The sequence below is a fragment of the Paracoccus contaminans genome (assembly GCF_002105555.1).
GTDB classification, from domain to species: Bacteria; Pseudomonadota; Alphaproteobacteria; order Rhodobacterales; family Rhodobacteraceae; genus Paracoccus; species Paracoccus contaminans.
This window is the reverse complement of the sequence record NZ_CP020612.1, coordinates 2,758,320-2,770,540: the sequence shown is the minus strand read 5'-3', so window position 1 is coordinate 2,770,540 and position 12,221 is coordinate 2,758,320. Positions and strand designations below refer to the sequence as shown.

Genomic DNA, 12,221 nt, shown 5'->3' with positions numbered 1-12,221 from the left:
CGCGGGCGCGTTGTCTGGCAAGGAAAGCGGCAATTCTAGCGACCCAGATCCATCATCCGCGCCAGCTTGAAGCGCTCGTCCTGGATGACTGCCCTGATCAGTGCGCCCAGGCCTGGAACAGCGCGGTCAGCCAAGGGCGCATGCCGTTCCGCTGCCTCGAGCGCGGCGATCAGTTGCAGCGGGGGGGGAAGTTCGGCGCGCCCCATGGCCTCGGCCAGCAGATCGCCCGGCCCGGTCAATGGCGCGGCACGATTGCCTTCGCCGGCCCGCGCGTCCGGCTGCTGGTCAGCCCGGTGCCGGGCCTCATTCGGGCCGCCGCCCGGTGCCGGGCGCAGGGGCGCGGCCGAGGCGGGAGCGATCTTCCCGGTGGCCACGGGCGAAAGCCCCTCGGCAGAGCGGCGCAGCGAGGCGTCCATCACCAGCGCACCACGACTTCGCTGTCATTGCGCGACAGCGTGACGGCGCCGCGGTCGATGCCGCTGACCGTCCAGCCGTCAGCGGTGGCATCACCCACGCGCAGCACCTCGCCGTTGCGGGTGCGGATCTCGGGGCGCGCGCCCAGCCAGATCGACGACACTGCCAGTTGCGGGCCGCCCGCCTCCGGGCCGATCGCCACCAACAGCGGCAGGCTGCCGCCATAGGTCATCTCGAAATCGCGGCGCAGATCAGCCCAGCGGGCCTGCCCGTCGGGCGGCAAGGCGCCGCGCACGCGCAGCACACCGCCCTGAACATCCAGCGCCAGATCCTTCATCCCGGCCTCATCAAGCCGCGCCCGCAAGCGCGCCTGCGCCTCGGACCGGCAGGCGTCGTCGCACGGACCCATCTGGGGCGACATCGCGCGCAGCGGAGCCGAAGGCGCGCGCGGCGCGACGGTGGCGGCCAGCGGCGGGGCGATCGGCGCGGGCGCCGGTGCGGGTGAGGCCTGTGCCGTCATCCCCGATGCGGCGCGCACGCTGTCGGGCATCTGCAGCCCGACCAGCAGCCCGCCGGCCAGCGCCACGATGCTGGCCAGCGCGGCCATCGCGGCCGGAACGGCCCGGCCCGTCACCGGCACCCGGCGCGCGACATTCAGCAGCGTATCCTCGTTCAGCCTGACCATCACCGGCAGCGGCAGGATGCGGGCCTTGCCCTCAGCCAGCCGCTCGGCCGCGTCAGGCCCGTCCCCGTCCCCGATGGCAACGCCGGGGCCGCCCGCGACCAACCGGATGCGCTCGCCCTGCAATGTCAGGCCAAGATGGGCAGGCAACGCGCCGTCCAGCACGATGGCATCGGCGGCGGCCCCGCCGATCACGGTGCGCCCTGCCTTCAGCGGCACGGATGCGCCGGCATTGGGCCCGGACAGGACGGTCAGTCGGAAAGGGGTATCGTTCATCGGGATTGTCCTTCGCGCCGGTCGGCCCTTGCGGCCCCGGCGCAACTGCCTTGCCCCATCGGGGCTCCCATCAGGTCGGCGCGGGAGTGTCGCACTGACACCCCCGCCCGCACGGCAGGATCAGCCGTGGATCTTGTCCCAGGCCTTCTTTTCGCTGTCCAGCGCGGCCATGGCCGAGTTGAAGCGCATGGAGGCGTCGTTGACCTTCATCTGGTTGGCCATGGCGCGAGCCTGGCTTTCTTCCATCTGCTTGATCATCGTTTCGGGCGAAGCCATCTTGGTCATGATTCAGTCCTCAAGTTTGCGGTTGGTCGTGGATAGAAGCCCACAGCTTGGGCAGGGCATCGATGCCAGCATCATATGCCTGGGCAAGAAGAGAGAGCCGGGCGTATTCGTCGGTGCTCACCCCGCGGCCGATCTCTTGGATCACCCGCCCTTTTCCTGCGACAAGCCGTTCGGTCAGACGGCGCAGTTCGATACCGTCCGGATCATTACCCAGCCGCCGGTCGAGTTCGACGATTTCGACATTCCTGTCAGACATTCCGCCTCCTTCTTGCGGCAGTGCGCTTGATCGAGGTGAGAACTGACCGCAAAATGTGACATCCAAATGAAGACTGCCAACAATTTTTTTGACCTCGGCAGACCCCCGCGGCCTAGGCGATTTTTCGCCGATCCGGCGCCATGTCATCTTAATGACGTATTAATTGGACAGCTTGCGGCCCGCTGGCGACCCTTCCTGCACAATCTGCAACAAGGTTTGGAAAGATGCTCAACTTCAACCCGACCACGGCGCTTGCCGGGGTTTCTACCTTCAACCTGCTGTCGCCCAATGGCGGCGCGAACCTGTCCGGGCTGAACAGCCTGGCAAAACTGTTTTCCGGTCTGGGCACGGCGCTGCAGGCGCTGGCCGACATGCTGGCCGACGGCAAATCGCCCGTGGGCGTGAACCCCTTCGTCGGGGGCAAGCCGTCCCATGGTTCCCACCATACCGGCTCGGCCGGGCATGGCGTGCCGCACGCGCCGGTCGAAGAAAAGCCGATCGCGGGCAAGGCCCGGATCTGGGGTGACCCCCACTTCATCGGCGCCGATGGCGATATGTTCGATGTCCAGGGCAAGGCCGGCAAGATCTACAACCTGCTGTCGGACCAGAATTTCCAGCTCAACGGCAAGTTCGAGGCTTACGGCACCGGCGGCGCGACCGTCGTCGGCGAGGCGGCCATCAATGCCGACGGCAACTTCATCACCGTGGACAAGACGGGTGAGACGTTCGTCAACGGGCAGAAGCTGGAGGACGGCAAGAAGGTCAATCTGTTCGGCGGCGGCACGGCCGAGAAGAAGGGCGACCATGTCATCGTCAACAAGGGCGAATGGAAGGTCGATTTCGAGGCGAATGGTCAGTATCTGAACATGGATATCGAGACCAAGAACGCCATCGCCGACGGCGTCAAGCCCCAGGGCCTGATCGGCCAGACCTTCGACGGCGACGGCAAGGCCCTGATGGGCGATGCAGGCGTCGGCGCCCAGGGCGGCGGAGCGATCAAGGATGCCAAGGGCAACCTGACCAAGGCCGGCGACAAGGATGCGGTGAAATCCTACGAGGTGGATTCGCTGTTCTCGAGCATCTTCAAGCACCATAACGCCAGCGGCTTTGCCCATCTGGTGTCGAACAATGGCACGCTGGGCGGCGGCCGTTCCGAGCATGCCCTCAAGGAAGTGAACCAGCAGCTGGGCCAGATGGCCATGCTGGGCTTCTTCACCCTGATGAGCAGCCTGAGCGCCACCTCCGTCAAGGGCTGGGGTTCGGCGGTCTGATCCCGCAACCGATATGCTGAGCGGGGGCGGCATTGCCGCCCCCTTGTCATTCGGGCCGGCGCCCGCCTTCGGCCGATCATTTGTCCAAAAGCGGCGCTCAGCGCAGATGCGGAACCACGGCGGCGACCTGCTCGTCGGTCGAGACCCAGTCTCCCACCGCCACACCCGACAGCGCCGCCACGGCCGCCGCATCCTCCACAACCACCAAGCCCGGCCTTGTCCTGATCGCCTGCTGCACCGCCCGCCCCGCGGCAGCGCCGCGGGCCCGCGCCACGACCAGCGGCGCGGGCATTTCGTCGCGGACATAGCGCAGCGCGACCATCTGCCGTGTGCCATCGCGCAGGATCAGCGTCGCCTGCGACAGCCCGGTGGGGTTCTGCACCAGATCGCGCTGGTTCTGGCGCAGCGCCCCCTTGATCTGGGGATTGCCGTCCTGATCCTTGTATTCGCGCTTCATCTCGGTGATCGACATGCGCTGCTGGCGGATGAAATCGCCCCGCTGGACCAGATAATCCAGCAGCCCCGCCACGACCAGAATCGCCGTCAGCCCGACGAGCAGCGGCCCGAGAATCGAATCGGCGGCCTGCCCCATGCAGGGGAGGCCGCAGGGCGGCATCGGCACCAGCGCGCCAAGCTGGTCCCACAGCATCACCACCAGCAGCGCGGCGATCGCCCCGACGCGAATCAGATGCATCAAAAGGCGCATCCATGCCGACCGGCCGAACAGCTTGCCAAAGCCGCTGGCCGGGTTCAGCCGGCTGAAATCGGGTGTGATAGGTGTCATCGAAAAGACCGGCCCGCCCGAGATCGCCACCCCTCCCAGCACCGCCAGCGCGATGACCAGCGCGATGATCGGCGCCACAATGCCGGTCGCCAGATCCATCGCAACACGGGCACGTTCGTGCAGATCCTGCATCAGGGTCAGCCCCGGCGCAGGTTCCAGCAGGAACAGCGTCTTCATATCGCGCCAGATCGCCTCGCGCCGGGCGAACAGATACAGCAGAACCGCCAGCGAGCTGACCGACGACAGGGTTTCCCGCGAGGTGACGACCTGCCCCTTTTCCCGCGCCTTGTTCAGCTTGTGGCGCGTCGGCGGAAGGGTCTTTTCCTCGCTCTCGCCGCTCATGGCCGGGCGGCGCCCGACAGGAAGGCATCCAGGGCCTGCGGCCGCAGGTCCTCTGACGCCCCCATGCCGATGGCATAGCCGGCCAGCACGACGGCATAGACGATCATCAGCAGCCCCTGAACGGCCTGCTTGATTGCCATGGACAGGAACATCGCGTTCAGCTGCGGCATGTATTTCGTGGCCACCGCCACTGCCATCTCGACCAGCAGCAGCGGAACCAGCACCGGCAGCGCCAGGATAAGGCCCGTGCGCGTCAGCGTATCGAGCAGGCGCAGCGCCAGGGCGCCCTGTGCCGGCTCGATTCGCGGCAGGGGCGAGAACAGCGGCATGACGGCATAGCTGTCCAGAACCGGGCCGAACAGCGCCGTCACCAGCAGCCCCTTGGCCGCCAGCACCAGAACACAGACCAGCAGCAGCAGCGTTCCGGTAACCGACTGCTGTTCGGCCGAGCCGGGATCAAGAATCTGCGCCATCTGCGCGCCGCGCTGGATATCCATGAAATCGCCCGCGGCCTGCGCCGCCCATAGCGGCAGCCCGGCCAGCAGGCCCAGGATCGCGCCCACCAGGAACTCTGTCGCCATCAGGCCCGGCACCCGCGCCGCCGACAGCAGCGCCGGATCGGCATCGGCCGCCGCGATCGCCGCCGGCATGACCGGCAGGATCAGCGCCACCAGCAGCGCGCCGCGCAGATAGCCGGTGTTCAGATGAAACCGCCCGAACAGCGGGATCAGCAGCACATAGCCCAGCGGCCGCGCCGCCGTCACCGGCAACAGCGTGACCAGCGACCGGATGCCGTCAGGGTCAAAGCCCATGGACATCATGGTTTGCAGCGCCCCGCCCGCCATGATGCTAGATCCCGGCGATGCGGCGGAAAAGCTCATCGGTGAAACGGACGAGCTGCGCTGAAAGACCAGCGCCGGCCAGCATGATGACCGCGCCCACCGCGACCAGCTTGACCGCATGGGACAGGGTCTGATCCTGGATCTGGGTCAGCGCCTGGATCAGGCCGATGACCAGCCCGACCACCGTCGCCGCGACGATGGCGGGCATCGACAGCATCAGCACCAGGATCAGCGACTGGTTCAGCGAATCATAAAGCGCCATCAGCCCCCCGGCACATAGCTCATCACCAGACCATGGGTCAGCCGCGCCCAGCCATCTACGGCCACGAACAGCAGCAGCTTGAACGGCAGCGAGATGACCATGGGCGAGACCATCATCATCCCCATCGCGGTCAGGATGTTGGTGATGACGAGATCGATGACGATGAAGGGCAGATACAGCAGCACGCCGATTTCAAAGGCCCGCGTCAGTTCGGCCGTGACAAAGGCGGGGGCAAGGATGAACAGATCGCCCTGCGCCGGTTCGACATTGGTGCTGGCGTGCATTTCCTGCGCCGCCTGCAGGAAAAAGGCGCGGTCCTGTTCGGTCGTCAGGCGCATCAGGAAGGCGCGGACGGGCTCCAGCCCGCGCTGCAGCATGCCGGGCCATTGCGCCGGGTCCGTCAGGCCCGCCATGCCGGCCCCTCCTTGCGTGATCGCCGCCCATGACTGGGCGAACACCGGCGACATGACATAGACCGTCAGCACGATGGTGACGCCATACAGCACCAGATTGGGCGGCGTCTGCTGCACCCCCAACGCGCTGCGGACCAGAAACAGCACCACGGCGATCTTGACGAAGGCGGTCAGGCTGACGACCACGAAAGGCACGGCCATCAGCCCCGTGGCCGCGATCAGCAGCGGAAAGGGGTTATCCATCGCCGAACAGGCTGCGGATCTCGCAGGCTTTCTGGCCGGCCACGGTGATGATCTGCCCGGTGCCGACGACCTGCCCGTTCACCACCAGATCGACCAGCGCGCCATCGGGGCGGTCCAGCACGATGACCGTTCCCGGCCCGGCCTGACGCAGTTCGGACAGCGGAACCAGCGCCTCGCCCACGCGCACCGACAGCCGCAGCTCAAGCCCGTCGAGGGATACCGGCCGGGGCGGCTCGGCGCCGGCGGGCGCCGGGGAACCAGCGGAAGCGGCGCCGTCCTGCGGCATGGAAACCGGCGTTCCGGCAGGCTCTGCCGGGCTGTCGGGGCCCGAGGTGGCCGCCGCTTCGGCGGGCTGCGCCGAAGGCTGGGGCGTCAGATGTCCCGGCGCCAAGGGTCCGGCCGTCGCGGGATCGGTATCGCTCATGTCGTTCCGCCATGCTGTCCAAGGAATATCCGCGCCGCGCATCGGCCGGGGGGCCAGCGGCGCCTCGATCACCCAGCACCCCGGTCCGACGGCCCGCACCGGGGCGGCAAGGCGCTGTTCGACCACGGCCACCGCCTCGCCCTCCTCTGCCTCGGGGGGCAGCAGCAGCGCATCGCCGGGGGCCAGGCTTCGCAGCTCACCCAGGGTAAGCCGCGCGGCGGGGCGTTCGATCCAGACCCGCAATGCAAGGCCCGGCAGGGCATCACGCGGCCGTTCGTTGCGGGCCAGCGCGGCAGCCAGCGCCTGCGCCGCCCCCGGCGACAGCCGCAGCGCCGCGGCCTGCCGGGCCGGACGCGGCAGCGCAAGATCAACCCCCAGACGCACTGCGATCCCGTCCGGTGGCGGGGTCTGGTCCAGCCGCAGCAGGCGGATGGCCAGGCCCGTGGCCAGCTCGCCCGCATCCAGCCAGTCGGTCAGCGCGTCTTCCAGCAACAGGGCCGCGTCCTCGGGATCGGCGGCCTCAAGCGGCCGGCCGGCCAGCCGCCGCGCCATCGACCAGGGCAGCGCCAGCGCAGCCGGGGCGCCGTCGATCGTCAGGGACAGCCACGGCGTGTCGGCCGGCGCAGGCAGCTCGCCCGCCGGCAAAGCCGTCAGCGTCAGGGCGGCCTGCCCGGGCCCTTGCCGCAGCATCAGCGGCCCGCGCCTGCGGAACAACAACCCCCGCAGGGCGGCCTGCGCCGACGTCAGGGAAACGGCCGCGCCCCTGCCCTCATCGCTGCCGGCGCGCCCGGCATCATCACCCGCCAGCGCGCGGGCCGCAGGATGCGCCGGGGCGGGCGTGGCCGATCGCCCCGGCGCCACCAGTGCGGATAGGTCCAGCCTACCGGGCATCGGCATGCGCCCGCTCATGCTTGCGCCCCCTGCCCCGTCATGCCTGGGCCGGCCAAGGCCGATCCTTGCGCAAGGCTGCGGCGTTCCTCGGCCTCGCGTTCCTCTGCCCGTTCCTGTGCGCGGGCACGCGCCTCCAGCAGCGGCGCGCGCATCCGCGCGCGTTTGTCGATCAGCCGCTCGGCAGCGGCCAGTGTCTGCCGCGCCGTCTCCACATCGGCGCGCGCGGCGTCCAGCATGACCTGCGCATCGGCGGCATCCTGCTGGGCGGCAGCCTCGCGGGCGCGGTCGGCGGCAAAGGTGTTCAGCACCGATTCGACCGCGCCGCGCAGCTGCGCATTGCCCAGCATGGGAGAGCGCAGCGCCACGCGCCGCGCCGCCTGTTCCTCGGACAGCAGGCGGGCCTGCGCCTCGGCCGCGTCACGGGCAGCGGCGGCCTCGGCCAATGCGGCCCGCGCGGCGGACAGCGCCCCCAGCGCCAGATCGCGGCGCAACTGCGCCAGCCGGGACAGCACGCCGGTCTGGCGCAGCCGGCGGCGGACCAGGGCCGGGCTTGCCCCGGCGCTCATCGTGCATCCCCAAGGGCCAGCAGCGCGTCCAGCGTCTGCGTCAGCGGGCTACAATCGTCCTGGGATTGCCGCAGGAAGGCATCGGTCCACTCGCGCAGCGCCAGCGCCTCATCGGCAAGCGTATCCGATCCCTCGCGGTATTCGCCGACCTGCACGAGGATCTCGATCTCGTCCAGCTTGGCTAGGCGGGCGGCGATCCGCTGGCTGGCGGCGACCTGGGCCGCATCGGCGACCGCGCCCATCACGCGGCTTTTGGAGCGCAGGATGTCGATGGCAGGATAATGCCCGCGCGCGGCCAGATCGCGCGACAGGATGATGTGGCCGTCCAGCAGGCTGCGCAGTTCGTCGGCGACCGGGTCGGCGGCGTCATCGTCGCCTTCGACCAGGATGGTATAGATCGCGGTGATCGAGCCCTCGGCGGTGCGGCCCGGCCGTTCCACCAGCCGCGGCAGCTGGGCAAAGGTCGAGGGCGGAAAGCCGCGCCGCACCGGCGGCTCACCCGCGGCAAGGCCGATCTCGCGCAGGGCGCGGGCAACGCGGGTGGCGCTGTCTATCAGCAGCAGAACGCGCATCCCCTGGGCGCGCAGGGCCTCGGCCGCGGCAGTGGCGGTCAGCGCGGCGCGCAGGCGTTCGGTCGCAGGACGATCCGATGTGGCGACGACCACTGCGGCACGGCGGCGCCCTTCGGGGCCGAGGTCGCGCTCCAGGAACTCGGCCACTTCGCGGCCACGCTCGCCGATCAGGCCCAGCACGATGGCATCAGCTTCGGCCCCGCGGATGATCTGCGCCAGCAGCGAGGATTTTCCCATCCCGGCCGCACCGAAGATGCCGATGCGCTGCCCCTCGCCCATGGTCAGCATCCCGTCGATGGCCCGCAGCCCGGTGACGAAGGGCGCGTCGATCACGGGGCGGTCCAGCGGGGCGGGCGGATCGGCATTCAGCGGCGCGCTGGCGGGGATCGGCGCACCGCCGTCCAGCGGGCGGCCGAAGGCGTCGATGACGCGGCCCAGCAGGGCCGGGCCGGCCGGGCCCATCGGCTCGCGCCCCGTGGGGATGACCTCGGTGCGGCCCGACAGGCCACGGGTGTCGCCTGACGGGGCCAGGATCGCCTGTTCCCCGTCAAAGCCGATGATCTCGGCGGTCATTTCGACACGGCTGACGGGGTCGCGCAGGATGCATTCCTCGCCGATGCGGCCGTCGGCAAGGCGGGCATGGATGACGCAGCCTGAAATGCGGGTGATGCGGCCGCGCAGCTCGACCGGGGCAACGCGGCTGGCGCGGGCGCGCAGCGCCTCGGCCAGAATGTCGGGGGACATTCCGTCCGCCGCACCGTCGATGGCGCAATCTCCCGCCGCGCCGGCAGCAGGGGGCAAGGCGGCGGGGTCTGCCCCGCCGGCGTCCCGGAACAGGGGTGGCGCGGCAGGCCGGTCATCGGTCACAGGGCCAAGCCCCGTGCCGGCCGCCGCGCCGGCAAGGCCGGGCGAGCTGGCCATTGCGGCATCTGAACCCGCCAGGCCCAGCGAAGCGATTGCGGCGCCGCAATCGGGCAGCGTGCTGGCGGGGACGGTTGCAGCCGCCTGGGCCGGTATGTCGGGCCGGTTGCCTGCGGTCATGCGCCGGCCTCGTCGCTGCCTTCGGTCCAGGGCCGCAGCGCCTGTTCGGTCAGGGCGGCAAGGCCCAGTTCAGTGCTGCCGCGGTCGCTGATCATCAGCGCCCGGCCGGGGTCGAGCGCCGGGTCTGTTGCCACTGACAGGATCTCGGGGCCCGCGGGCCCGGCCGCGTCCACGGCTGCGGCGATGGGCGCCGCGATATCGGGGGCGGCAAAGATCCGGCCCTGCCGGTGTTCGCGCAGCTGCCGCAGCGCGTTCAGCGCAGCGGCGCGGGTGGCCGCCTCGGGTTCGATGTCGCCCAGGATGCGCCGCACCGTCAGCGCGACAAGCCGGGCGATCTCCGGCTCCAGCCCGTCCAGCCGGGCGCGGGCGGTTTCCTCGGCCCGCGCGATCAAGCGCGAGGCGGTGCGCGCACTTTCCTTCAGCGCCCGGCGCTGCGCCTGCTCAAGCAGGGCGCGCGCCTCGGCGGCGGCGGCGGAACGGGTATCCTGGCTCTGCGCCTCGGCCTCGCGCAGCATGGCTTCGGCGCGCCGCAGGCCGTCCAGCTGGTCGCGCTTCAGGATGCGGGGAACAGTGCCGGTCATGCCGCGCCCTGCGCTTCGGGGCCGATCTCGGCCAGCGCCAGCGCGATTGCCCGCGCCGGCCGGTCTGCCGGGGACAAGGCGCCGGGCGCCAGCGGCAATACAACAGCACGCCTGCCGCGCAGCGCCCTGATCGCCGCAGCCGCCTGGCGGGCCAGCGGCAGATGCCCGCCACCCCGGCGCGTCGGTAGGGCCGGAGCAGGCTGCGCCGCACCGCGCCCCGCCACAGTGCCCCCGGCCGGGGCCGTCCGGGCGCGTGTGCCGGGCAGGGATGGATCGGCGGGCGAAGCCCATTGGCCGATGGGTGCGGGATGATCGGGGGATTCCGCCGCCAGCGCGGCGGGCAGCCTCGCGCGCCAGGCCGCGGCGGCAAGGCCGCGGGCGCGCGACAGCGCAGCGGCCAGATCGCCGCCCGGATCGCCAAGCGCAAGCTGGGGATGGCGCAGCGCAAAGCCCCGCGCCTCGGCCGAAACGAGCCGGTCGGCCAGGGCGCGTTCCTGGGCCGCGATGCAGCGCAGCAGCGCAAGGCCTGCAAGCGCCGCGGCGGCCGCAGCGATGACGCGCTCGCCCCGATCGGGATCAAGGATCGGCACCAAGGCAGGGTTAAGCGTGTCCAGCCCCGCGAGGGGTTCCAGCCGGCACGCCATGCGCCCGGCCGCGCGGCCCTGCGCCGTCACGCCAAGGGCAGCCCAGCCGGCGCGGCGATTGGCAATAGTCAGCCGCACTGATGCGGCGGCCAGCGCCTGCGCGGCGACCCGCCGGCGCGGGGCTGCGTCCTGGGCGGGCGGGGCCGCTGCGCCGGCCTGCGCAGCTCCGGGTGGCGCCGCCTGCGCCGCTGGGGCGCCCCTCACCTGCGTCTGCATGCTTGCGCGGCTCATGCACCGGCCTCGGTCATCAACGGATCGGCCCGCTTGCGGCGACGGGCCTGCACCCAGGGCCAGCCCGCCAGGAGGAACCCGGCCGAGGCCAGCGCCGTGAGCGCGCCCAGCATGACGCATAGCCGCCCCACGCTGGCCGGATGCACCCATAGGCCCAGCACCCTGGTCAGCCGGGGGGCGGCCTTTGATCCGGCATCGGCAGCCACCGTCGCGGCAGGGACCATCACCACCGTGATGTTGTCGTAAAGCAGCCCCTCGATCGAATTGGCCACCAGCAGCTTGATCTGCGCAGCGTAGTTCTCAACGTTCGATCCCGGCGCATAGCGCACGAACACCGAGGCCGAGGACGGCTTGACATCTCGGCCAAGCATGTCCGCCTCGGGCAGGACGACATGGATGCGCGCCGACAGCACGCCGTCGATCTCTGCCACGGTGCGCGACAGTTCCTCGGACAAGGCATAGATCAGCCGGGCCCGTTCCTCGGTGGGCGAGGACACCAGCCCCTGCTTTTTGAACACTTCGCCCATGGTGTCGTATTTCTGCGCCGGAAGGCCCTTGTCCTCCAGAATGGCCATCGCCTCGGCAAAGCGGGCCTGATCGACGCGCACGGTCAGCCCCTCGGGCCCCGGCTTCTTGTCGGCAGGGATGCCTTGGGCCACCAGCGCGGCCACCATGTCATTGGCCTCGCGTTCGCCAAGGCCGCTGTACATCTCGGTCTTGCAGGCCGACAGCGCCAGGACAAGGCACAGGGCTGCGCAAGGGCGCAGGGCCGCGCTCGGGCTCGCGGCCCTAAAGGACAGACGCATCGGGTTTTCCGTTCGCGCGTTCAGGGCGCCGTCACAAGGGCCGACCGGCCGCAGAGCCAGTCAGGCGCCCTTGAGAAAGCTGTTGAGGTTGTTGCCAAGCGAGGACGAGATCGAGGTCGCCATCGAGAACTGCAGGACCTGCTGCTGCACCTGCATGGCGATGCGCATGCTGTCCTGCGCGGCCTGGATCTGGGCGGTGATATCGGCCCCCGCCGGAATGGGCCGGGACATCTGCGCCTCGACGGCGCGGCTGGATGCGGCATAAGCATCGCTCATCTCGCCCAAGCCGTCCAGGGCACGCCTGGCCAGTTCGCTCAGCTGCGGGCCGCCTTCTGCGCCCTGCCCGCTGGCGGCGGCAACGGCGCTGCCGGTCATCTGGGTCACTGCGGTCACCA

16 protein-coding genes are annotated in these 12,221 nt (G+C 70.3%); 1 reads left to right on the top strand and 15 read right to left on the bottom strand.

Annotated features, from left to right (window positions below; genetic code table 11):
• Positions 1-35: 35 nt before the first annotated feature.
• The 4 genes from B0A89_RS13240 to B0A89_RS14865 all read right to left on the bottom strand — a co-directional run bounded on the left by B0A89_RS13240 (position 36) and on the right by B0A89_RS14865 (position 1,913).
• Positions 36-419, bottom strand: a complete 384-nt coding sequence (locus B0A89_RS13240) for a hypothetical protein (RefSeq protein ID WP_157115355.1) — start codon at positions 417-419, stop codon at positions 36-38.
• A complete protein-coding gene (locus B0A89_RS13235; RefSeq protein WP_085378515.1) occupies positions 416-1,372 on the bottom strand; it encodes a SctD/MshK family protein in 957 nt (318 codons plus the stop codon). The genes B0A89_RS13240 and B0A89_RS13235 overlap by 4 nt, the downstream gene beginning before the upstream one ends.
• Positions 1,373-1,492: 120 nt before the next feature.
• The gene (locus tag B0A89_RS14770) at positions 1,493-1,657 is read right to left on the bottom strand and encodes a hypothetical protein (protein ID WP_157115354.1); all 165 of its coding nucleotides are present in this window, start codon (positions 1,655-1,657) and stop codon (positions 1,493-1,495) included.
• A 10-nt stretch (positions 1,658-1,667) separates the two neighbouring features.
• A complete protein-coding gene (locus B0A89_RS14865; RefSeq protein ID WP_169712175.1) occupies positions 1,668-1,913 on the bottom strand; it encodes an EscE/YscE/SsaE family type III secretion system needle protein co-chaperone in 246 nt (81 codons plus the stop codon).
• A gap of 224 nt (positions 1,914-2,137) precedes the next feature.
• Between B0A89_RS14865 and B0A89_RS13225 the strand changes: the two genes are divergently transcribed.
• On the top strand, positions 2,138-3,184 hold the full coding sequence (locus tag B0A89_RS13225) for a hypothetical protein (protein WP_085378513.1): 1,047 nt from the start codon (positions 2,138-2,140) through the stop codon (positions 3,182-3,184).
• A gap of 97 nt (positions 3,185-3,281) precedes the next feature.
• Here the strand turns inward: B0A89_RS13225 and B0A89_RS13220 are convergent, their stop codons facing one another.
• The 11 genes from B0A89_RS13220 to B0A89_RS13170 are packed head-to-tail and all read right to left on the bottom strand — an operon-like array spanning position 3,282 to position 12,219.
• A complete protein-coding gene (locus B0A89_RS13220) occupies positions 3,282-4,310 on the bottom strand; it encodes an EscU/YscU/HrcU family type III secretion system export apparatus switch protein (RefSeq protein WP_085378512.1) in 1,029 nt (342 codons plus the stop codon).
• Positions 4,307-5,191 carry an EscT/YscT/HrcT family type III secretion system export apparatus protein gene (locus B0A89_RS13215; RefSeq protein WP_169712174.1) on the bottom strand — a complete coding sequence of 295 codons (885 nt, stop codon included), beginning with the start codon at positions 5,189-5,191 and terminating at the stop codon, positions 4,307-4,309. The genes B0A89_RS13220 and B0A89_RS13215 overlap by 4 nt, the downstream gene beginning before the upstream one ends.
• The gene (gene sctS, locus B0A89_RS13210) at positions 5,160-5,414 is read right to left on the bottom strand and encodes a type III secretion system export apparatus subunit SctS (RefSeq protein ID WP_085378510.1); all 255 of its coding nucleotides are present in this window, start codon (positions 5,412-5,414) and stop codon (positions 5,160-5,162) included. Before sctS ends, B0A89_RS13215 begins: the two co-directional genes overlap by 32 nt.
• Positions 5,414-6,070, bottom strand: coding sequence for a type III secretion system export apparatus subunit SctR (gene sctR, locus B0A89_RS13205; protein ID WP_085378509.1), 657 nt, complete (start codon positions 6,068-6,070; stop codon positions 5,414-5,416). Before sctR ends, sctS begins: the two co-directional genes overlap by 1 nt.
• Complete coding sequence (locus B0A89_RS13200; protein WP_157115353.1) at positions 6,063-7,391, bottom strand: FliM/FliN family flagellar motor switch protein; 1,329 nt, start codon at positions 7,389-7,391, stop codon at positions 6,063-6,065. Before B0A89_RS13200 ends, sctR begins: the two co-directional genes overlap by 8 nt.
• An 8-nt stretch (positions 7,392-7,399) precedes the next feature.
• Positions 7,400-7,951, bottom strand: a complete 552-nt coding sequence (locus tag B0A89_RS13195) for a hypothetical protein (protein WP_085378507.1) — start codon at positions 7,949-7,951, stop codon at positions 7,400-7,402.
• Positions 7,948-9,564, bottom strand: a complete 1,617-nt coding sequence (locus tag B0A89_RS13190) for a FliI/YscN family ATPase (RefSeq protein ID WP_240558558.1) — start codon at positions 9,562-9,564, stop codon at positions 7,948-7,950. Before B0A89_RS13190 ends, B0A89_RS13195 begins: the two co-directional genes overlap by 4 nt.
• A complete protein-coding gene (locus B0A89_RS13185; RefSeq protein WP_085378506.1) occupies positions 9,561-10,145 on the bottom strand; it encodes an HrpE/YscL family type III secretion apparatus protein in 585 nt (194 codons plus the stop codon). The genes B0A89_RS13190 and B0A89_RS13185 overlap by 4 nt, the downstream gene beginning before the upstream one ends.
• Positions 10,142-11,020 (bottom strand): hypothetical protein, encoded by an 879-nt coding sequence (locus B0A89_RS14860; protein ID WP_169712173.1) that lies wholly within the window; start codon positions 11,018-11,020, stop codon positions 10,142-10,144. The genes B0A89_RS13185 and B0A89_RS14860 overlap by 4 nt, the downstream gene beginning before the upstream one ends.
• Positions 11,017-11,826 carry a type III secretion system inner membrane ring lipoprotein SctJ gene (gene sctJ / locus B0A89_RS13175; RefSeq protein ID WP_085378504.1) on the bottom strand — a complete coding sequence of 270 codons (810 nt, stop codon included), beginning with the start codon at positions 11,824-11,826 and terminating at the stop codon, positions 11,017-11,019. Before sctJ ends, B0A89_RS14860 begins: the two co-directional genes overlap by 4 nt.
• A gap of 60 nt (positions 11,827-11,886) precedes the next feature.
• Positions 11,887-12,219 carry a hypothetical protein gene (locus B0A89_RS13170; protein WP_169712172.1) on the bottom strand — a complete coding sequence of 111 codons (333 nt, stop codon included), beginning with the start codon at positions 12,217-12,219 and terminating at the stop codon, positions 11,887-11,889.
• Between the last annotated feature and the right edge of the window lie 2 nt (positions 12,220-12,221).